This window comes from Streptomyces sp. NPDC036813 (assembly GCF_055609245.1).
Genome location: NZ_JBVJPV010000002.1, coordinates 585,792 through 607,544, shown reverse-complemented (window position 1 = coordinate 607,544; position 21,753 = coordinate 585,792). Strand labels below are relative to the sequence as shown.

The window sequence follows — 21,753 nt, the reverse complement described above, 5'->3', positions numbered from 1 at the left end:
GCTGCTCGGCAATTCGGCATCGTGCTTCACATGGCCGCCATGTGCCATGTCCCCTCCTGGACGCCGATTCGCCTTTTCTGAACGCCGGCGTGACGTCAGTATCGGATCCGACCGGGAGCCGCACACATAGGTAGTGAATAAACGAGGGGAACACCATGCACGCATGGAGCACTGGAGCCAGGAGGACTTGTCTCGCGGTGATGGTGGCCGGAGTCGCCGCCGCGCTCGCGGTGCTGATCGGCACCACCGGACAGCCGGCCGGCGAGACGCGGGCCGGTGCGCTCGGAGTCGTCACTCAGGACGACCTCGCCTGGGGCTGAGCCGACCACCTCGTCGCCCCACGGAGCGGGCCGTCGCCGCGAGCGACGGCCCGCTCCGCTGTGCCCGCTCACCTACCCCCCAGTGCGAACCGCTGATTGAATATGCGATAGCTTGCATGATCATCGACACTGGGGAGTCGAATCGTGTACCGCCCGCTGACCGACCAGTCCCACCGTCTGCTGCGGCTGCTCATCACTGATCCGTCCGTCGCCCTGACCGAGGCGAGAGAGATGCTCGGCATGTCCCCGGGCGAACTGGCGAGCGCCCTCGAACAGCTCCGGGACGTCGGGCTGGTGCGGGAGCTGGAGGGGCAGGCCGAGGTACTGACGCTCGCGCCCGACGCGATCCTCGCCCGGATGGTCTCCCTGCAGGAGGAGGCGGCCCAGGCGCGCCTCGGGGAACTGGAGAGGACGGGCGCGACCCTCTCGGTGCTCAGTGAGTCGTTGATGCGGCTCCAGGCCACGGGGGGAGGGCTTCCCCACACGTCCAAGCTGGTCGGTGGCCGGGAGATCTCGGCCGCGCTCGAGGGGATCGCCACCCGGGCCCGGCGAGAGGTGCTGAGCATGCATCCGGGTTCGCCGCTGCCGCCGGCCATGCTCAAGGACAGCATGAAACGCAACCGTGAGGTTCTCGATCGCGGTGTCACGATGCGGTCGATCCACCTCAGCGCGATGCTCAAGGTCCCGCACGGCCGCGCTCATCTGGAGGAGCTCCAGGAGGCGGGTGCCGAGGTGAGGCTGGCGTCGGTGCTGCCCTTCCGGTTGATCGTGGTCGATCGTGTCGTCGCTTACGCTCCGGCGGGCGCCGCCGACACGGACGCGGGGGCCGGCTCCGGCGACATGACGGCGCTGGAGATCCGTGACCGCAGCCTGATCGAGCTCTTCCGGTCGGTCTTCGAGTTCTGCTGGATCCATGGCGCGTCCGCTCCGCTGACCAGCGGTCAGGACGTGGAGGACGCGGACGAGGACCTGGACAGCCGTGAACTGTCCCTGCTCCGCATGCTCGGCCAGGGACTCAAGGACGACGCGATCGCCCGGTCGCTCGGCATCTCCTCGCGGACGCTGCGGCGCATGATGACCGATGTCATGCGCAAGTTGAACGCCGACTCCCGCTTTCAGGCAGGTGCCCAGGCCGCAGCCCGCGGCTGGCTGGACATGTGACGGAGGCCGGTCCGGCCCCCGTGGCCGGCCTCGTCCTCAGCCGGCCGTCGCGTCGACGTCCAGAGTGATCTGACCCAGCGCCGCATCGGCCATGCGAACGGCCTCGCCGGACGTCCGGGCACGTACGACGACGTGTCCCACGACGTCGACGTTGTCCGTGGGCACCCGCACGGTGTCACCGGCACCCACGTCGACGGCGGCGTCGACGACTCCGGGGATCCGCCGGACCAGGTCGAGCCCGTGGACCGCCCTGACCCGTCCGGCCATGGTCGTCGTCACATAACGCGAGACCGCCGCCCCGGTGGTGCGGAACGACAGGTCGGGCACGGCACCGGTGTGCATCCGGATCACCTCGCGCGGCATGTCCAGCCCGGTGCTCTCCCGTATCAGCCGCGTGATCTGGGCGCCGCCCATACGGGCGTTGACCTCGATGAGCCGGGGGCCGTCCTCGGTGATCTTGACCTCGACATGGGCCGCGCCGAAGTCGTGACCCACCGCCGCTAGTGCGGCCAGTGCCACCTCGGCGCACTCCTGGGTCAGCGTCGGCGGCAGCTGCGAGGGGAAGGTCTCGCCCAGCTCGACGAAGTACGGGTGCGGCCCCAGCATCTTGTCCGTCACGCCGAGCAGAACCGTCTCACCGCCCCAGGTGAGCGATTCCACGCTCACCTCCGGTCCGACGAGATACTCCTCCACCAGGGCGCCGGGCTCACGCGGCTGGCCACGGTAGTCCGTCGGCACCGTCGCGATGGCGCGATAGGCCGCCAGCAGGTCGGCCTCGTCACGGCACAGCCGCACGCCGAGACTGCCGGCCTCGGTCATCGGCTTCACCACACAGGGCCAGCCGAACTCCTCCGCGGCGTCGAGAGCCTGCTCCTCGGTCAGGGCTGCGGTCCACCGGGGGACGGGAACGCCCGCCTTGGCACACAGCTCCCGGGTGCGCCGCTTGTTGCGGGCGTTCAGGGCCGCCTCGGGGTCGAGCCCGGGCAGCCCCAGCGCGCGGGCCGCCTGGGCGGCCGCCGGCACGCTGTAGTCCGTCGACGAGTACACACCGCGCAGGTCCAGCGTCTCCCGCAGACGGCGCAGCTCGGTCACGACCCGGTCCGCGTCGGAGGTGTCCGTCACCACCGTCGCACGGCAGTTCCGCACGGCGGCGACGACCGCGGGAGCCTGCTCGTACAGGCTCATGGTCCTGGTCAGGAACACGACCTCCAGGCCGAGCGCACGGGCGGCTTCGAAGGGCACGGCGCCGAAGTGATGGAGTCCGCTCTCCACGATCGCGAGTACCCCTGCCGTGACATCACCTTGACGTCCCATGCGCCCACACCTCTTCTCACGCGTCCGTAGTCCCTACGCAGTCTCGCCGCCGGCCCCGGCCTTACGCACGCTTCTCGGCTGGCCACTCGGTACCAGGTCCGCACCCGGCCAGCGGTGCGTCAGGCGGCGTCGGACAGCGTCAGCTGGCCCCGGAACAGCACCCGGGTGCCGCCGGCGCTGATGGCGGTACGGCCGTGCAGCGTCCGCTGGTTGTCGATGATCAGGAGGTCGCCCACTTCCCAACGGTGCGTATATGCGTACCGCTCCGAGCGCAAGAACGCGTCCAGTTCGTCGAAGAACCGGTCGGACTTCTCACGGTCCATGCCCTTTACGCGGACTTCCCATGAACGGTTGGTGACATTCTCGGGAAAGGCGGTCGCGATGTTCAGGGACTTGACGCGGCCGTAGTCCCTCGTCGCCGGAATCGTGTACCAGTCCTCCGGGACCGTGGGAAAGTATCCGCGCTCCTTGACCAGGTACTCGATCTCGTATTCGTCCAGCACCCGCCGCAGATGCTCGGGCATTTCCGCCCAGGCGGTCAGCTGGTCGCTCACATAGGTCTCACCGGAGCCGGGAACGTCGGAGAACTCGGCCGCATAGAGAATGATCAGGTCGACCCTTTCGCCCACCAGAAGTCCGTCCGTGTGGATGGGCAGCGGGCCGCGTCCGGTGACGACCTTTCCTTCCTCGCGGGAGGCGTTGAGCTTGAGCAGATCGGACTGTCCCTCGCCGAATTTGTGGTCGACGGTGTCGCCGAGCGAACGCACCAGCAATTTGAACGCGTCCTCGTCCAGGGTCAGGCCGCGAACCAGCGCACAACCGCTGTGCAGTGCGGCCTGCTTGGTCAGCCGCGCCAGGTCCTCGACGGACGTACCGAGCTCGGTCGGGAGGACGGCGCCCATGCCGGAGGGGGTGAGCTGTGGATATACGACATCTGCAGACATGTGTTTCCCGTTTCTCTCTGCTCTGGTTCCGGTCACGGCCCGCCCCGAGGGCCCCACCGGTTGCTCCGATGGGGCCACCCGGCCGGGCCACCCTAGCGGCGCGGGCTGAACTCGACGACGTCACCGGCGCGTTCGCCACCCGACAGCTGTCCGTTGCGGTCGGTGCGGATGTAGACCCGGTGCAGCCAGCGGTCCTTGCCGTCCCAGCGCGGGCTGAACGGAGTACGCGCGTGCGTGGTGCGGAAGTTGTCCACGATCAGCAGGTCACCGGGGGTGAGGTAGACCGCTTCCGTCACCTCGTCCAGTGCCTTGGACAGAGCGGCGAACGCCTTCTGGTCCTCCGGCCGGTCCGGTGCGTGCAGCTCACGGTCGTAGCCGAGCAGGGGATCGTCACGGTCGCCGTACAGCGCCGCGACGTTGGCTATCGCGCCCGGATCCGCGACGCCCCCACGGAAGGCGACGTCGACGCAGCACGGCAGCTTGACCCCGTACAGGCTCTCCCTCGACGCGTCGTCGAGCAGCGGGAGCGCGTTGCGCACGGAGGCCACCAGGGTGGCCGCCTTGCGCTCGTGGTCCGCGCGGGAGCAGGCGAGCAGCACGTAGTTCGGCTGCAGTACGTGGTAGGCCATCTCGGTGTGGAACTCGAGCAGTGTCTCCGAGGTTTCCGACGACAGGTGGTGCGCACCCGGCGACGGATAGATGTCGTGGTAGACACTGCCGGCGCGCAGCTCCGCGTACCCGGTGTGCAGCCCCAGCTCACGACCGACCAGGGCGAGCATCGCCTCCATGGTGAGCAGGGGACGGTCGACCGGTGCGGGGGTGGACGTCGGCGTCGGGGGCAGCGCGTCGTCGGGCTCCACCGGCAGGCCCCGCAGCAGGAGGTAGCCGTGCTGGTTGCCGTCGGCGTCGAACTCGTCCAAGGCCGTGACGAGTTCCTCCGGCAGCCGGGATGTGAGCTGCTTCGCGGCGTCGAGGAACGCGTACAGATCCTGTCTCGGAACGCGCGGGAGTTCGGCCGCAAGTTCGAGGAGCCGGTCCCGGTACGGGCTGCAGTCGAGCACGGGTGACGTCATGGAGTGGTCTCCTGATTCTCCTGGTTCGTCGGGCTGTTGGCAGTGTGGTGGGCGCGCGCGTACTGGTAGAGGAGTTCCGCACCGATCTCCGTGGCGAGCACGGAGGTGATACCGGAGTGGTCGTAGAGCGGTGAGACCTCCATGACGTCGAAGCCCACGGGCATGAGATCCCCGACGCACCTCAGGAGCGCGAGGACCTCACGGGAGCTCAGGCCGCCCGGTGCGGGTGTCCCGGTGCCGGGCGCGAAGGCGGGGTCGACGACGTCGATGTCCACCGAGACGTAGACCGGACGCCGCCCGATCCGGTCCCTGATGAGGCCGGCGGTGCCCCGCACGCCCAGTTCGGCGAACTCGTCGGCGGTGACGATGCGCACGCCGTGGCTGCGCGGGTAGTCCAGCGAGTCCGGCCGCGGGTTGTGGCCCCGGATGCCGATCTGCACCATCGCCTCGGCATCGATGAGCTTTTCCTCGATGCCGTGCCGGAAGGGCGTGCCGTGGTGGTATTCGCCCCCGTAGAAGGCGGGGTTGGTGTCGGAGTGCGCGTCCAGGTGGACCACCGCCACCGGCCCGTGCCGCCCGGCGACGGCGCGCAGGCCGGCCAGGGTGAGCGAGTGGTCCCCGCCGAGCATGAGGAACGCGCCGTTCTTCTCGAGGAGGTACGCGAGGTGGTTCTGCGCGGTCTCCATCGCGATCTGCATGTTGAACGGGGTCAGGTCGATGTCGCCGCCGTCGACGCAGGAGATGAGGTCGAAGGTCCCCGGTCCCCGGTCGATGCCGACGCCGTGGATCAGTCCCGATTCGTTGCGGATGGCGCGCGGCCCGAAGCGGGCCCCGGGACGGTAGCTCGCGCCCCCGTCGTACGGTGCGCCGATGACGACGACGTCCTTGTTCTCCGGGCGGGTGTCGAGGGGGAGCCGCATGAACGTGGGAACCTGCGCGTAGCGCGGTGATATGTGCGAGTCGATGCGTTCCACTGGTTCAGGCCCCTTCCTGGGCTCGGTGGTGACGTGGGTCAGGGCTGCCTGAGCTCCTCATGCCGCGCCTTGTCGCTGCCGGTGCAGGACGGTGGCCACGACGTCCTCGACCGGGACGCCGTCCGGGTGCTCGCCCGCCGCCACGGTCCGGTCGAACAGCTCACGGACGACGAGGGTCTTGACCGCCGGGATGCCGTTCTCGGGCACGCCGTGGTCCGCGAGCAGGCGGGAGAAGGCGGTGGACACGCCGGAGCCCTCGTGCACGCCGAGCTTGGGCCGGAACAGGGTCTCTTCCGGCAGCAGGTCCGTCATGGCCGCTCTGAGGATCCATTTGTCCCGTCCGTACCGGCGTTTCAGCCCGGCTTCGAGCGCGACGAGGAGGTCGAGGACGTCCCGGTCCCAGTAGGGGTGGCTGGTCCAGTGCCCGCTGATCGCGGCGAGCACGGGTGACATTTCGTTGAGCCCGTCGAAGGTGGCCATGTCGTACGCCACGGCGCTGTCCAGGTTGGGCAGCCGGTCCTCGCGGTGCATGCCGGCCAGGGGGATGTCGGCGCCGTATCCGGTGAGGATCCGTCTCGCCGGGCCGTCCAGCCTGCGGTACAGGGAGGTGAGGGGCAGGAGATATTCGATGACCTCCGCGTCGGTCGTCTCCGCGGCCCAGACGGCGTGCGGGAGCTGCCCCAGTAGCTCGTCCATCGGAATGCTCTGTTCCGCGTGGCGGGCGGCCAGGTGTTCGGCCACCAGCCTGGCCTCCGGGAACTCGTCCGAGAGATCGGTGCCCATGGACACCGAGTCGATCGGTCCGGCGAGGGAGGCGAGGGCGGCCACCGAGGAGGAGTCGATTCCGCCGGAGAGGACGACGAGGGGCTCGCCGGACACCGGGAGCCGGCGCCGGACGGCCCGCTCCAGCGCCGCCCGCACCGCCTGGACGGCTTCGTCCTCGGGCAGGATCCTCCGGGCAAGAGGGGGTGCCCAGGTCCGGTGGACCTCACCCCCGCCCGTGGCCACGGTCAGCTCCAGCACCGCTCCGGCCGGCACCTGGTGGACACCGCGCAGACCCGGCACACGGCGTGCACCGGACAGGGGCGTGCCCTGCGGGGCCTGCACGGAGACCAGGGCCTTGGCCTCGGTGGCGACGCGGATGTCGCCGGGTGCGGGACGGATGTACAGGGGCACGGAACCGGCGTGGTCCGTGGCCGCATAGAGGCGGGGGCCGGCCGCTACCACCGCTGCGAACCGTCCGTTGACGAGGCGGAACGCATGCAGGCCGTAGCGTTCGAAGAGGGCCAGGAGCAGCCGGGCGTCGTCCTCGTGTACGGCGTCAGCGGGGAGTACCGAGTACAGGTCCTCCCGGTTGTAGAACTCCCCCGCCACCACGATGGCGACGTCGCCGTCGCACGCCCAGGCACGTGCCGGGTCCACGTCCGCGCCGTGGATCACGCTCGCCGAGAACTCCTGGGCCGACAGGTTCTGACTGAAGTCCGCGCCGAGGCCACGGGTCGCGACTGCGCCCCTGGGCTCCCGGCCGCCGCCGCGACGGGCGGCGGCCAGGAAACCGAAGGCCGGCGGGAGAATGCCGAAGGTCGTCATCAGATGCTGAGAGCTCCGAAGCCGCCGGGCTGGAAGTCGTAGTTGATCGGGACCTCGATGAGGTACGGGCGTCCCAGCTCGACGCCCTTGCGGAGGGCGGAGAGCAGTTCCTCGCGCGAGCTCGCCTTGACGGCCTCGACCCCGTTGGCCTCGGCGAGAGCGACGAAGTCCACACCGGTGAACTTCACCGCCGGGTCGTGGCTGCGGTGGTGCCCCATGTTCTGGTAAAGCTCGATCAGGCCGTTGGTGTCGTTGTTGACGACCACGGTGACGATCGGCAGGCCGAGGCGGGCGATGGTCTCCAGGTCGGAGCTGTTGGAGTGGAACCCGCCGTCGCCGGCGATGAGGAAGGTCGGCTGGTCCGGACGGGCCATCTGCGCCCCGATCGCCGCGGGGATGCCGTAGCCGAAACTGGAGCAGCCGGCCGAGGTCAGGAAGCCGAAGGGCTGGTCGGCACGGGCGAACAGCACGCCGTAGTGGCGGAAGAAGCCGATGTCGGAGACGATCGTGCCCTCGCCGGGGCGGGCCGTTTCGGCCATGACGGTGTTCATGGAGTCGATGACCTGGTGGACTCGCATGCCGTCGTCGTAGCTCTTCGGGTCCGAGAGGAACTCGGCGACGCGCTGCCGCAGCTGGGTGACGTCGTGGCGGTCCTTCGCCGGGGCGTCGGAGGTCGCCGCGTCGAGGTACTCGACGAAGGCCAGCACGTCGGTGACGACGTCGACGGTGGGACGGTAGACCCGCGGGACCGGGTTGGCCGTCGGGGACACACGGACGGTCTTCTTCTCGATGCCGTGCTGCCACATGGAGGGCCGCAGGTCCTCGGCGTAGTCGTAGCCGAGGGTGAGGATGACGTCCGCCGGGGCGAACAGGGTCTGCAGGGCCGGGAAGTCCAGGATGCCGTCCATGTACCCGGTGACGGCACCGTAGTTGAGTTCGTGGTCCTGCGGCAGCACACCCTTGGCGATGTACGTCGTGATGACGGGGATGTTGAGCCGCTCCGCGAGCATGCGGATGGCATGAACGGCACCGGACCTGATCGCGGCGGCGCCCACGACCAGCACCGGGTGCTCGGCCGAACGCAGCAGCTGGGCCGCCTCGTCCGCCCGCTGCTGCCAGCCCTCGGCCACGGCGCCGACGGGCTTGGACGGGGTCGACGCGGGCGGTACGGGCTGCTCCAGGTCGATACCGTCCGAAGAGCCGAGGAGGTCGACCGGCAGGGAGATGAAGGACGGACCGACCGGTTCGGTCATGGCGGCGGAGACCGCCGAGTCGACCAGGTCCGTGATGTCCCGGGGGCGCTGGAGCTCGACGGCGTACTTCGCCATCGGCTTGATGATGGACACGGAGTCCAGGCACTGGTGGGTGTCGTTGGGGAAGATGTCGTGCGACTCGGACTGGGCCGCCAGGGCGATGACCGGAGAGCGGTCGAGCATCGACGTGGCTATGCCGGTGGACAGGTTCGTCATGCCCGGTCCGAGAGTCGCCCAGCAGGCCTGGGGGCGGCCGGTGATGCGGGCGAGCACGTCGGCGGCGACGCCGGCCGTGAACTCGTGCCGCGTCAGGATGAATTCCACCCCCTCCGCCTCGTCGAACAGGATGGAGGCGGCTTCGCGGCCCACCACGCCGAACACCTTGTCAACTCCGTGTTCGCGCAGGCGCTTCAGCAGCGCGTGCGCGGTGGTCGGCTCGTTGCTCGGTCCGGTAGATACGCGGGACATGGCACTCCCATTCTCTTCTGCGTTGTCTGGGCTGGTCGAAGGGCGGTGAGCTGCTCTCTTCCGGACAGGAAGGAGAGACCGCCGGCACCGACGTGGTACAGCGTGGAAAAGCGCGCTGTTGCCGCAAGGGGAACGGAACGCCCGTGCTCCAGGGATTGCTGCGGAGCCGAGACGATCTGTGAGACGTGGCCGTCAAGCCGACACGGTGCCCGGCCGGCATCGGTCACGGGGAAACGGACAGGTCAGCGTGCGCAGTGGGGCGCACGGGGGTGCGACGGGTGAAGGGTGGACCCTGGGCTTCTCACACCGGTCCGAGACCGTCGAGGAGGACCGCAACAAGCGGTCGATACAGGGTGGGTCGGACAGGGCCGACAGGAAGTGGGCCCTGTGCAAAGAGCACATCATCCGGCGATTGCGGCTCCGCCGGAAACGGCACTGCGGGGGGTCGATACGAGGAAGGACGAACGTCCCGCGGCCTCAGCAGTGCGGACGTGCCGCCGGCCGGTGGATGTGGAGGGTGGTGGACGGTGGATCGCCGTGGTCTGCGGCGCTCTTGGACATGCAGTCTCCCCGTTGCGGCAGTGAGCATCGAGTTACGGCCCGATAAGGCATAACTATGCACTTCAGGATCATGAGCGGGGCGGTCGAGCCGACGCAAGAACCTGTCCGCATGCTGGACTTCCTGGCCGAAAAGGACCGTTGACAGATTGTCCTTGCCGATCACCCTGCTTACCTATACCTTCGATCGCATGATGCTTCACGGGGGTGGCGCTTCGTCCGAAACCGCGCGGCTGGTTCCTCACCGGGGGTGGACCAGCCACTAGGCCGGGCTCCGACGGCGCCCGCGCGCTTTCGCCACGATGACGCCGGCCCGGCAGCCGTGGCCGTCCCCTGCTGCCGCTTCGCGTTCTCCGGACTCCGGCAGCTCACCACTTCCTCAGACCTCAGCATGCGCGCATCGGCGTGCCCCGACCATGGAAGAAGTTCGCCGTGCCGAAGCGGGCTCTCACGAGCACACATCCGAACGAGTCGGAGGATGCGGACTGTCCGGCCGGCCTGTACGCCGGATTCCGCACCGTCGCCCTCGCCGCACCGAGCGCACCGGCGGTGATCGGTTACGACGGAGCCGCATCGTCGTACGCCACGCTGCTCGAGGCCGTCGACGCCGCGGCCGAGCAGCTGACAGCGCGGCTCGGCGACGGTGAGGTGCTGGGGCTCGCGGCCGACGATCCCTTCACCTTCGTCTCGGTCTACCTCGCCGCCGCGAAGCTCGGCATCGTCACGGTCCTGCTGGACAGCGCACTCTCCGCAGGGGAGTTGGAGCGCAGCGCGGTGAAGTACGACCTGGCCTGGCTGGCCGTCGACCGGCAGTCCGGACCCGTGCCGGGTGCCTTCGAGCTGCGTCCGACCGGTGACGCCGCCCGGCAGCAGCGCCCGGAAGCGGACACCGGCTACGCGGACGACGACTTCGTCGTGCACTGCACCTCCGGTTCGACGGGTGAGCCCAAGGGCATCGTCATGAGTCAGGCGGCCATCATGGCGCGGGTGCGGTTCTGGAGTGCCGAACTGGACTTGTCCCCCGCCGACGTGGTGCTGTGCGCGCTGCCGCTGGCGCACTGCCACGGCATAGATGTCCTGACTCTGCCGACGCTGCTGACCGGAGCGACGGTGGTGTTCGCCCGGGGCCGGCACCTCACGGCCCGAGGGCTGGCACGGACCATCGAGCAGCACGGTGTCACGCTGATGAGCGGGCTGCCGGTCATGTACCAGATGCTGACCGGGGCACGCGGGGTGCCGGCGGCGTCGCTGAGCACGCTGCGGACGGTCATATCAGGCAGCGCTCCCCTCGCGGTGAGCACACAACGGCAGTTCCTGGAGCGGTACGGGACTCCCCTGCGGCAGGTGTACGGCCTCTCGGAGATCGGTGTCATCTGCTTCGACAAGGCCTATGCCGGCGACGGCTCCATCGGAAAGCCCATCGCCGGCGTGGAGTTCCGACTGGAACCCGTACCGACCGGCCCGGGGAACGAGACCCTGTACGAGCTCTACGTCCGGGGTCCGGCCCTGGCCCGTGGCTACTACCGCGATCCCGGGGCCACCGCCGAGATGTTCGAGGACGGATGGCTGAGAACACGCGACTTCGTACAAGTGGAGCCGGACGGCTGGTTCGTGCGCGGCCGGCAGTCGAACTTCATCAACGTCGCCGGGAACAAGGTCGGTCCCCTCGAGGTCGAGGCCGCGCTCCGCGAGTGCCCCGGGGTGCGGGAGGGCGCGGTGGTCGGCATTCCCGACCCCGAGACCACCGAGCGGATCGCCGCACTGATCGTCACCGACCAGGACTTCGAGCTGGGCGCCGTCCGGCGGCATCTCGCCGAACGGCTGCTGTCGTACCAGCTGCCGCAGCGGTACGAGATCACGTCGGCACTCCCGCGAACTCCGCTCGGAAAGATCGACTACGCCGCCGTCAAGCGGCTCATGCACACCGACAAGGGGAAGTCACAGTGACCGGTAGCGTGATCGAGGACGTGCCCGTCGCCGACACCGCGACCAGGCTCGACTCCGTGGCCGGCGGCCTGCACGCGGCGCTCGGGGCCAGCTCGCCCGAGGAGTACGAACAGGATGCGGGCACCGCGTTCGCCGCCCTGAAGGACAGCGGCGCCACAAGCATGCTCGTCCCTGTGCGATGCGGAGGCACAGGGGCGTCGGCATCGGCGGCCGTACGCTTCCAGCTCGCACTCGGCTCGATGGCACCCTCGGCCGCCATCGCGACGACCATGCATCACTACAAGATCGCCGCACTCGGCCGCGTCGCGGAGTCCGGGGACGCGCACGCCCGGGCGATCCTCGAGGACATAGCCGCCGGCGCCAAGCTGATCGCGTCGGGCGGCGCGGAGTCCACCCCCGGCCGTGATCTGCGCACACTGGGCAGCTGGGCGACACGCGACGGGGAGGATTACCTCGTCACCGGGCTGAAGCGGCCCTGCAGCCTGTCCAGAAGCATGGACACGCTGTCGCTGATGGTGGAACTGCGAGCGCCGGACGGAACCCCGGAGGGATATGCGCAGGCCTTCGTACCGGCCGACGCCGCGGGGGTGGAGCGCGAGGCCTTCTGGCAGAGTCCGGTGTTCCTCTCCGCCGAGAGCCATGCCGTGCGCCTGTCCGACGTGCGTGTGCCGCACGACAGGATCTTCCCGCTCCGCGGGGAAGTCGGCCGCCGCTTCGCCGCCGACTGCTACCTCTGGTTCCAGCTGCTGATCAGCGCCTCGTACCTGGGCATCGCCTGCTGCCTGGCCGAAGCGACCGCCACGAACCGACGGGCCGGCTCCGGACGGTGGACCGCCGCGGTGGAGCGGATCCGCCGGCTGGAGGCCGAGGTGCTGGACGCGGCGCGTGCCGTCGACGACGGCAGACCTGTGGGTGAGCAGCTCAACCTGGCGGTCCGGGCGCGCGACCTGGTCGAGGACGACCTGGGCGACATCGGCGGCCGGCTGCTGCGGGCCGCCGGCGGCGCCACGTTCGCCCGTACGGGCTTTTACACGCTGCTCGCCGGTGCCCTGAACGCCATCGCGTTCCACCCGCCGCAGCGCGGTGCGCGTGAGGGCATCGGTCTGGAACTGCTGGACCCGAAGACGAGGAAGTACGTCTGAGATGTACACGAAAGACCAGTTCAGCGTTTCGCTGCCGATCATGTGCGACTTCCTGCGGGCCAAGTCCTTCGGCGTCCTCGCGACGTACCACGACGGCACCGTCCACACCTCTCCGCTGCCCATCGATCTGCGCACAGCGCAGGACGGCGAACTGTTCGTCGCGGGACATGTCGCCCGCGCCAACGACATGGCGGAGGCGTTCGCGGAACAGCCCCCCGCCACGATCACGGTGCTCGGTCCGGACACCTATGTGCCCGCCGAGTGGTTCGGCACCCGCAGCCGCATCCCCACCTGGCTGTACTGCGCCGTGGAGGTCTCGGGGCGGCTCGAACTCAGCGACGCGGCACGGACCCGCGCGGATGTCGAGCAACTGATCGACCGGCTGCAGAAGCGGACCGTCGACGGCTCGACCTGGTCGCTCGGTGAGATACCCGAGAAGCTGACCGAGGGCTACCTCAAGAACATCGTCGGCTTCCGGCTGCGCGACCTCACGTTCAAGTCGTGCTTCCGGCTGAACCAGCGCAAGGGTGAGACGGAGAGCCTGGCGGAGGCGCTGGGCGCCGGGGCCGACACCGCTCGTCGGGAGCTGGCCGGGCTGGTGCTGGATCCCCCGACCGCGCACGCCGAATGACCGCCGCCATGGAAGAAGGGGACCTGCTCGCGCGGTTGACGGACCTCACCCCGTCCGAGCGCACAGCCATCGAATGGTGCGGCCACGAGCGGTCGTACGCCGAACTCACGGCGGCCGTCGACGAGGTGGCGCGCACCCTGCTGGCCCTCGGCGCGGCGCGGACGAACGTCCTCGTCCACGGCCCGCTGTCGCCGGCCTACGTCGTGGGGCTGCTGGCCTGCCTGCGCAGCGGTGCCGTGCCCGTGCCCGTCGACGCCGGTTTGACGGCCGACCAGTACGCGTGGGTCGAGGGCATCGCGAGGCCCTCGGTCATCGTCACCAGCGATGTCTCTCCGGTGGCGCACTGGCAGGGCGTCGGCACGCCGCACGAGCTGGTCCTGGACGCCGCGACCGGCAGCACCGTCCTGACCACCGCGCCCGGGCCGGGCCCGAAAACCAGTTGGCGGTACACGGACCCCGACGCCGGCTATCTCATCCCCACGTCGGGATCAACGGGTGCTCCGAAGGCGATCGTGGGCAGCCGCAGCGGACTGCACGCCTTCTTGTCCTGGTTCACCGAGGAGTTCCGGTTCGGCGCCACGGACGTCTGCGCGGCCGTGACACGCGCCAACTTCGACCCGTCCCTGCGTGAGCTGCTGGGCGTGCTGACCGCCGGCGGCACGCTGTGTCTGCCCGAGGTCGACGCCCAGCTCGATCTGGAGGCGCTCGGCGGGCATCTCCTGCGGAGCAGGCCGACGACGGTCTTTCTGGTCCCGTCCCTCGCCCGCCGTGTGGCGGACGTGCTGCACGCCCGGCAGGCGAGCCTGGACGATCTGCGGCTGGCGTTCTTCGCGGGCGAGGTGCTCCCGGCGCGGCTGGTCGAGCAGTGGCGGAGGATCGCCCCGCGCGCCGAGTTCGTGAACCTGTACGGGATGACCGAGGGCACGCTGGCACAGCTCTACAAGCGTGACGTGCGGGCGGCCGACGCCGACGAGGCGCCCGGAGTGCCCGTCGGGCTGCCCCGGCCGACGGTGTCGGTGACGATCGACCGGCCCGACGCGGAGGGACGCGGTGAGGTGCTCATCTCCTCCGCGGCACCGGCCCGGGGCATCCTCGCCCAGCAACCCGACACCGCTCCGGGGACTTTCCACGTCGACCCCATGCCGCCCGTGCTGCGGACCGGCGACATCGGATTCCGCACGGAACACGGTGAGTTGGTCATCGTCGGCCGCAGTGGGAACGACCTCAAGGTGTCCGGCAAGCGCGTCTCCTACCACCGGTTCGTGGACCAGGTCGAGGATCTGGCCGACGTGACCCAGTGCGTGGTGATCGACCGGCACGGACCGCACGCCTTCGTCGCCGGTGCGGAGCAGGCGCGGCAGGAGCGTCAATCGCTGCGCCATCGCGTCCGCGAGGTGGCCAAGCGCCTCGGTCTGCCCGTGCCCGTGGTCCACCTGCGCCGGGAACTGCCGCTGCTGCGCAGCGGAAAGGTCGACCGGCTCGCTCTGGGCGCGTCCATCGACGACACGCCGGCCGACGGCCCCGTGCCGACGGCCCAGGACGCCTCCGTCACCGACGTCCTGCTCGGGCTGCTGGGGCTCGACGGGACGGTGACGGCCTCGACGCCGTTCGTCGACGCCGGTGTCTCCTCCCTGGACATGATGGGGTTCGCCCTGGAGGTCAACCGGCGCTTCGGCCTGAGCCTGTCGGTCAGGGACTGCTTCTGCCACCGCGACGCGGCCTCGCTGGCGCGGCTGATCGAGCGCACGGGTGCCACGCCGGCGCCGCCCGCAACCGTGGGCCACGGAGCCCGGCGGGAACCCGCCGACGGCACCCGCAACGTTCCGCTGTCGACCCGTCAGGTGGCCTACATGGCGATCTGCATGACGGACGGGAACGCCGACTGGTGCAACCTCTCCCGTGAGGTACGGCTCGACCGGACGGTCACCCCGGAAGAGCTGCGAGCGGCGGTCGATGTGCTGGTCGCGCGGCACGACGCGCTGCGGCTCTCGCTGAGCGCGGACTGGTCCCACCAGCTCTACGCCGAGGCCGCCGAGGTGTGCTGTCCGGTCACCGTGCACGAGAGCTCAGGGGCGGGGGCCGACGACGTCCGGCACCGGGCGCTCGTCCAGGAGGCGCGGGTCGAGGCTGTGTCTCGGCTGATCGACCCCACAGCCGCTCCCCCGATGCGGGCGGTCATGGTCCCCGGCACCAGCGGCACATCGGTCCTGCTGGTAGGCCACCACCTGTTCCTGGACGGTATGAGCATGGACCTGCTCGCCGACGAACTGCGCTCGACGCTGTCGGGGCGGCCGCTGGAGACATCGACCGAGGACGGCGGGGGTTTCCGCGCCTACTGCCGGACGACGCGGCGTTCGCCCGGGCCCACACCCGACGCCGCATACTGGCGCGCGCTCCTGAACGGCGCCGAACAGATCGAGCTGCCGGAGACGACCGGCGAGGAAGCACGGTCCGGGCAGCTGCTGTCGCGGCCGTTCGGCGTGGTGGGCTCGCGGGCCGCCCACCGCCTCGCGGCGGCCACGGGCGTCTCGGTCTTCTCGATCGTGCTGGCCGCGTTCGACCTGGCCGCCTCCAGAGCGTTCGAGCTGAAGCCGCTCTCGATCGTGGTTCCGGTGCAGGTGCGTTCCGGAGTGCCCACCGCGACCGCCGGAATGTTCACCAGCCAGCTCGTCGTCCGCGGCACCGGCTCGCCCTCACTGCGCGACAACGCCCAGGAATTCGCGCGGCAGTTGGACGCCGGCACCGCGGCGAGCGCATGGGAGTTCGACCAGCGCGTCGAGGAGCTCGGGCTCACCGGCTCCGACCGTTTCCCCCTGTCGACCGTGCTGTTCAACCAGCACCCGAGGAAGCGCGGCCTGCGCGCCCGCGACCTGGGCCAATGGCAGGCCAGGCCGCTGGGGCGAACGCTGCGCTACCAGTTGCAGGGCGAGCTGCAGATGTCGGCGGCGGAGCTGGTGTTGTCGTACTACTACCGGGCCGGCATCGCCAAGGACGCCACCGACCTGATCGACAAGGTCCACAGGGAAGTCCTCGCCGCGCTGCGCGAGGCGGAAGGGACACTGAGTGCGGACTGAAATCGCCACGGTCACCGCTCGCGAGGCCCGTCTCCTCATGCATCGTGCCGGGGGGACACCGGTGTACGCGTACAGTCGGGCTGCCCTGCGCGATGCCGTTCGGCGCGTGCGGCAGGCCTCGGTTCCGGGCGCGGACATCTACTACTCGCTGAAGGCCAATCCCCACCCGGGCGTGGTCAACGCCCTGGCGACGCTGGTGGACGGCTTCGACGTCTGCTCGCTGAGCGAGCTGGAGACCGCGCTGAACACCGGCGTGCCACCGGAGAAGGTACTGTTCACCGGCCCGGCCAAGACGCGCCCGGAGGCTGCGGCCGCGCTGGCGGCCGGGGTCGCCGTGACGGTCGAGTCCCCGGGACAGGCTCGTCTGTTCGCGGATGTCGCCCGCGAGCTCGGCGTGGAAGGCCGAGCGGTCGTGCGGGTGAACACGCCCTATCCCGGGCGGACATCCGGGGCGGCGGCACCGAACCAGTTCGGTGTGGCGGGCGAGGACCTCACCGAGGTCTTCGGCACTCTTCGGACGTCGTCGCTGTCGGTCAGCGGGCTCCATCTGTTCTGGGGCTCGCAGTACTCCGCAGCCGAGGTCATCCTGGCGGCCAGGAACGCGGCGCTGGAGCGGGCCCGTACGCTCGCGGAACGCTTCGGCCTGAAGCTCGACTTCGTGTCCGTCGGCGGAGGCATCGCCATGCCCTGGTGCACGGCGGACCCCGAGGTGGACTGGGAAGGACTCCAGGCCGCGGGCCCGGCCACGACACCGGCCGTCGAGCAGGGCCCGCCGACCGTCGTGTGCGAGTACGGCCGCTCCATCGTCGGCCCCGCCGGGATCCTGCTCACCACCGTGCTGGACACGAAGAACGTCGACGGGCGGCGGTACGTCCTCGTCGACGCCGGACTGAACCACGTGATGATCGCCAGCCGTCTCGTCGCCGGCGCGGGCCGAGGGGAGCCGCTCGTCCGGGCCGTGGACGCGAAGGACCCCGGCACCATGAGCCCCGCGCATGTGACGGGTCCTCTCTGCTCACAGCTGGACCTGCTCGCCGAGAACGTGCCGCTACCGGTGTTGGAGACGGGCGACACGTTGATGTTCCTGGGCGTGGGCGCCTATGGCCCGACCTTCAGTCCCGCCGGCTTCCTGAGCCGCGACAAGGCCAGAGAGATCATCTTCTGACATGCGAGGTACTGCATTGGACGAACCCGCAGGCTGTTCGCCTTCCGATTCACTGAGCCCGATCCAGCGCGCCTACCTCGTCGGCGGCCAGGACGGCCTGGAACTGCGTGGCCCCGCGCGCTACTACCTCGCGTGCGACCTGAACACCGGGCGTGTTCCCGGCATCGGGGACCGGCTCCGACGGCTGGTCCGCACCCACGACGTCCTGCGCGTCGGGGTCGCTGCCGACCTGTCGCTGACGACACTGCCCGAGGACGCGGCGACGAACGTCGTCGTCGACGTCCGGCACGTCGACGACGGCGACTTCGAAGCCGCCAACGACGCCGTGCGCCGTTCCTTCACGGCCGGCTCCTTCCAGTTCGGCAGCTGGCCGCAGCTCCAAGTCGTCGTCGTGCGCTCGCCGCGCCAGGCGCGGCTGCACCTCGTCTACGCCCTGTGGCTCATGGACGCCGCGTCGCTGAACCTGTTCCTCGCCGACCTGGTCGCGGGCCGGGGCGAGGGAGCCGGCCACGACGGGACCGCGACCCCGGGCGACGTCCGGCAGCCGGCCCGTGGCCGTGACCGTTCGGCGCGCGACCGGCGCTTCTGGCGTGAGCGGGCCGCGGCGCTGCCGGATCCGGCGGAGCTGCCGCTGCGGCCCGACTGGAGGCAGGCGTGCCCCGATGTGACGCACCGTATGGTCACCGTCGACGCCGCGGCCGGGGAGCGCATCGCCAAGACGGCCCGCGATCACGGCCTCACACCGGCGATGGTGTACCTCGCGGCGTACGGTGTCACGCTCGGCAGGATCGGCGGCGGGGCCACCCACACGCTCACCGTGCTGTACTCGCGGCGCGCGCAGCCCTCGGCGTACGACAGCCTCGGCAATCACGGCAACACGATGCCGCTGGAGGTCCCGGGTACCGCCGGGCAGAGCTTCGCCGAGGTGGCCCGGTCCGTGCAGAGCCGGTATCTCGCGCAGGCCATGCACGCGTCATTGAGCGGAGCGGAGATCGCGAGGCTCGGTGACCCGGGTGGCGATCCGCGCCGGCTTCCCCATCCCTTCGCCTTCACCGCACTGGACGTCGACAGCCTGACGGAGGCCGACCTCGGGTTCCGGCGACGGTGGGAGGAGGTCCAGCTGCGCGTGCCGCAGGTGCTGATCGACCACCAGGTCGTCCTCGACGCCGACGGCACGGTCCGGCTGGGCTTCGACTGGCGGACGGACGCCTTCGATCCCGGGTTCGCCGAGGACTTCGTCGACCAGCACGCGGCATTCGTCAGGGAGCTGGCCGACTCCGCGGAGAACTGGACGCGTACGGCCGCCCGGCCGGCCCCCGGCCCGTCTGCGCCGGCCGAGCGGCGCGCGAGGGTCGGCGAAACCCTCCAGGACCGGGTACTGCGCTGCGTGGCCGACACCCCCGACGCCCCGGCGGTGCACGACGCGTACGGAACCCTGTCCTACCGGGAGCTGGCCGACCACGCGTACGCGGTCGCGGACCTGTTGCTGGAGGCCGGCGCACGGTCCGGGGACCGGGTGGCGGTCCATCTGCCGCGGGGACGAGGACAGGTCGTCGCCGTGCTCGGCAGCCTCCTCGCCGGCTGCGTGTACATACCCCTGGGCCACGGGACACCGGACGGACGTCTGGACAGCATCGCGCGACGCGGCGAGGTCCGGTTCGCCCTCACCGACGGCGGGCAGGGCTGTGAGGACCGCTGGACGCGACGGGGGGTGCGGGCCCTGGCGCTGCCGGCCACGCCCTGCGCACCGTGCCCGCCCGCCCGCCGTGCGAGCGCCGACCCGAGCCCCACCGCGTACATCATCTTCACGTCCGGCTCCACCGGTGAGCCGAAGGGTGTGGTGATCTCGCACGCGGCCGTGCTCAACACGCTCGACGCGGTGAACGACGAACTCGGCCTGCGGAACACGGACAGCGTGCTGTCGGTCTCCTCGATCGGCTTCGACCTCTCCGTCTACGACATCTTCGGACCGCTGCTGCGCGGCGGCTCGGTCGTGATGCTGTCGGAGGAGACCGCGAAGAACCCCGCGGCGTGGGCGCGGCTCATCGACCACCACGGTGTGACGATCTGGAACTCCGCGCCCGCGCTGGCGGCCCTGCTGACGGAGGAGGGCGCGGCGGTCCCGTCGGTGCGGAGCTTCCTACTGAGCGGTGACTGGATCCCGCTGACGCTGCCGGGCGCCCTGAAGCGCCTGGCGCCCTCCGCGAACGTCATCAGCCTGGGCGGGGCCACCGAGTGCTCGATCTGGTCCATCCGGCACCCCGTCAGCGAGGCGGACTGCGCGGGCCGCTCCATCCCGTACGGCACGGCGCTGCCCGGGCAGGAGATCCTCGTCCTCGACGCCGGGCGCGAGCTGTGCCCCGACTGGCACATCGGCGAGATCCACATCGCCGGTGCGGGACTGGCCGACTGTTACGCGAACGACCCGGTCAAGACGGAGGCCGCGTTCGTCGACGACCCGGTTTTCGGACGGCTCTACCGGACCGGTGACCGCGGCCGCCGGCACCCGAACGGTGTGGTGGAGTTCCTGGGCCGCACGGACACCCAGGTCAAGCTCAACGGGCACCGGGTGGAGCTGGGAGAGATCGAGAACCTCCTGGAGGGCCTGGACGACATCCGCCGCTGCGCCGCGTCCGTGCGCGGACAGGGTCGCCGCAAGCGTGTCGTCGCCCATGTCACGATCGCAGCGGACGCGTCGGGCACCTGGCGGCAGGACGCCTATGCCGTGCTCAGGGATGCGCTGCCCCAGTACATGGTTCCGGACGCGCTGGTCGAGCTGGACGAGATTCCGCTGACCAGCAACGGAAAGGTGGACCGCCGGCGACTGGAGACGCTGCCGGTCGGCGACCCGGCGGAACCGGAGGGCCAGGCCCCGCGGCGGCTGGGGCTGCACGCTCACGAGGTGGCGCTGTGCTGGCAGGAGGTTCTGGGCGAGGCTCCGGGTGAGCGCACCTTCTTCGAGTCCGGAGGCGGCTCCTACGACGCGATCCGGCTGCTGTCGCTGCTGCGCAGCCGGTTGGGCCATGACGTGTCGTTCGGGGAGTTCATGGCGGACCCGACGGTGTCCGGACTGGCGTCGCTCTGCGGGCGGGCACGCACCGCCCAGGGCGGTGGGATCTGGACGTTCCGACCCCGGTCCGCGGCCGCACCACGGCTGCGGCTGATTCTGTTCCCACCGGTCGGCGGCGGTGTGTCCTGTTACTCGGGGCTGGTCCGGGACCTGGAAGGCGACGTGGACGTGCACGTCATCGGGTTCGACGAACCGGTGGCCGAGGGCCGCGGCAGCGGTTCGGGCCTCGGCGGGCTCGCCCGCCGATGTCTCGACCGACTGCCCGGCGAGGTCCTGTCCGGTGATGTCCCGCTGGTGTTCGCAGGATGGTCCTTCGGTGGCGCTCTGGCCTTCGAGGCCGCCAGGATCTGCGGCCTGCCCGTGGCCCGTGTCGTGGTCGTGGACACCCCCGTCTCCACCGTCTCGCGCGGCGGCGACCAGGTCGCCGAGCCGTCGCTCGACGGGTTCGTCAGGGACGTCGAGGAGACCAGTGGCGTGGTGCTCGACGCGGAGCACATGGCCGCGGACCCGACGTTCGGCCGCCGGTTCGATGTGTACCGGCAGAACCTGACGCTGCTGCGCGACTGGACGCCGCGACGTTCGAGCATCCCGCTGGTCGAGTTCCGTGCCGAGGACCGGCCGGCCGAACAGGACCCCGGCGCCTGGAGCCGGGTCGCGCAGGTGCAGTCGACACACACGCTGACCGGCGGACACTTCGACGTGTTCGAGGGGAACAACGCACGCCGGGTCGGCACGGCAATCGAGGAGGTGAAGGACGATGACCAGCACTGAGGTGCGCGCCGCGATCCTGCGGGAGCTGGAGGAACGCGGGTACGCCGTGCCGGAGTCCGGGCAGGACGCCGACCTGATCGGTCTCGGGGTCAATTCGGCGGCCCTGATCCAGATCCTGTCCGCGCTGGAGGACGTGTTCGACACCGACATCGACCTGGAGCGGCTGTTCCGCGGGCCGCTGACCGTCGCACGGGTGGAGGCCGAGATCACCCGGGCCACCGGGCTGCGGTCCCCCTCCTCGTAGGTACGCGGACCGTAACCACCCCCTTTTCCGTAACCACCCCTTTTCATTGCCTCT

At 70.3% G+C, this 21,753-nt stretch carries 14 protein-coding genes; 8 read left to right on the top strand and 6 right to left on the bottom strand.

The annotated features are described in order from the left end of the window. Positions 1–464: 464 nt before the first annotated feature. On the top strand, positions 465–1,481 hold the full coding sequence (locus ACZ67Q_RS06755; RefSeq protein ID WP_471177315.1) for a helix-turn-helix transcriptional regulator: 1,017 nt from the start codon (positions 465–467) through the stop codon (positions 1,479–1,481). Positions 1,482–1,517: 36 nt separating this feature from the next. Here the strand turns inward: ACZ67Q_RS06755 and ACZ67Q_RS06750 are convergent, their stop codons facing one another. The 6 genes from ACZ67Q_RS06750 to ACZ67Q_RS06725 all read right to left on the bottom strand — a co-directional run bounded on the left by ACZ67Q_RS06750 (position 1,518) and on the right by ACZ67Q_RS06725 (position 9,097). Next, positions 1,518–2,795: an ATP-grasp domain-containing protein gene (locus ACZ67Q_RS06750; protein WP_471177313.1), complete on the bottom strand. Its 1,278-nt coding sequence runs from the start codon at positions 2,793–2,795 to the stop codon at positions 1,518–1,520. A gap of 119 nt (positions 2,796–2,914) precedes the next feature. Further along, positions 2,915–3,739: a TauD/TfdA dioxygenase family protein gene (locus tag ACZ67Q_RS06745; protein ID WP_471177310.1), complete on the bottom strand. Its 825-nt coding sequence runs from the start codon at positions 3,737–3,739 to the stop codon at positions 2,915–2,917. 92 nt (positions 3,740–3,831) lie between these two features. Further along, complete coding sequence (gene cs1, locus ACZ67Q_RS06740) at positions 3,832–4,812, bottom strand: clavaminate synthase Cs1 (RefSeq protein WP_471177307.1); 981 nt, start codon at positions 4,810–4,812, stop codon at positions 3,832–3,834. Continuing rightward, positions 4,809–5,786: an agmatinase gene (speB, locus tag ACZ67Q_RS06735; protein WP_471177305.1), complete on the bottom strand. Its 978-nt coding sequence runs from the start codon at positions 5,784–5,786 to the stop codon at positions 4,809–4,811. Before speB ends, cs1 begins: the two co-directional genes overlap by 4 nt. Positions 5,787–5,843: 57 nt before the next feature. Continuing rightward, positions 5,844–7,376: an asparagine synthase-related protein gene (locus ACZ67Q_RS06730; RefSeq protein ID WP_471177302.1), complete on the bottom strand. Its 1,533-nt coding sequence runs from the start codon at positions 7,374–7,376 to the stop codon at positions 5,844–5,846. Further along, on the bottom strand, positions 7,376–9,097 hold the full coding sequence (locus tag ACZ67Q_RS06725; protein ID WP_471177300.1) for a thiamine pyrophosphate-binding protein: 1,722 nt from the start codon (positions 9,095–9,097) through the stop codon (positions 7,376–7,378). Before ACZ67Q_RS06725 ends, ACZ67Q_RS06730 begins: the two co-directional genes overlap by 1 nt. A 990-nt stretch (positions 9,098–10,087) precedes the next feature. Here ACZ67Q_RS06725 and ACZ67Q_RS06720 point away from each other — a divergent pair. From ACZ67Q_RS06720 to ACZ67Q_RS06690, 7 genes are read left to right on the top strand one after another with little or no spacing between them, the layout of a single operon-like run. Beyond that, positions 10,088–11,602, top strand: coding sequence for a class I adenylate-forming enzyme family protein (locus tag ACZ67Q_RS06720; protein WP_471177298.1), 1,515 nt, complete (start codon positions 10,088–10,090; stop codon positions 11,600–11,602). Next, positions 11,599–12,744: a hypothetical protein gene (locus ACZ67Q_RS06715; protein ID WP_471177295.1), complete on the top strand. Its 1,146-nt coding sequence runs from the start codon at positions 11,599–11,601 to the stop codon at positions 12,742–12,744. The genes ACZ67Q_RS06720 and ACZ67Q_RS06715 overlap by 4 nt, the downstream gene beginning before the upstream one ends. Position 12,745: 1 nt before the next feature. Continuing rightward, a complete protein-coding gene (locus ACZ67Q_RS06710; protein ID WP_471177293.1) occupies positions 12,746–13,375 on the top strand; it encodes an FMN-binding negative transcriptional regulator in 630 nt (209 codons plus the stop codon). Positions 13,376–13,383: 8 nt separating this feature from the next. Beyond that, positions 13,384–16,449, top strand: a complete 3,066-nt coding sequence (locus ACZ67Q_RS06705) for an AMP-binding protein (RefSeq protein WP_471177290.1) — start codon at positions 13,384–13,386, stop codon at positions 16,447–16,449. Positions 16,450–16,486: 37 nt separating this feature from the next. Continuing rightward, positions 16,487–17,614, top strand: a complete 1,128-nt coding sequence (locus ACZ67Q_RS06700; protein WP_471177753.1) for an alanine racemase — start codon at positions 16,487–16,489, stop codon at positions 17,612–17,614. A 16-nt stretch (positions 17,615–17,630) separates the two neighbouring features. Further along, a complete protein-coding gene (locus ACZ67Q_RS06695; RefSeq protein ID WP_471177287.1) occupies positions 17,631–21,455 on the top strand; it encodes a non-ribosomal peptide synthetase in 3,825 nt (1,274 codons plus the stop codon). Next, positions 21,442–21,699 (top strand): acyl carrier protein, encoded by a 258-nt coding sequence (locus ACZ67Q_RS06690; protein WP_471177284.1) that lies wholly within the window; start codon positions 21,442–21,444, stop codon positions 21,697–21,699. Before ACZ67Q_RS06695 ends, ACZ67Q_RS06690 begins: the two co-directional genes overlap by 14 nt. Positions 21,700–21,753: the final 54 nt, after the last annotated feature.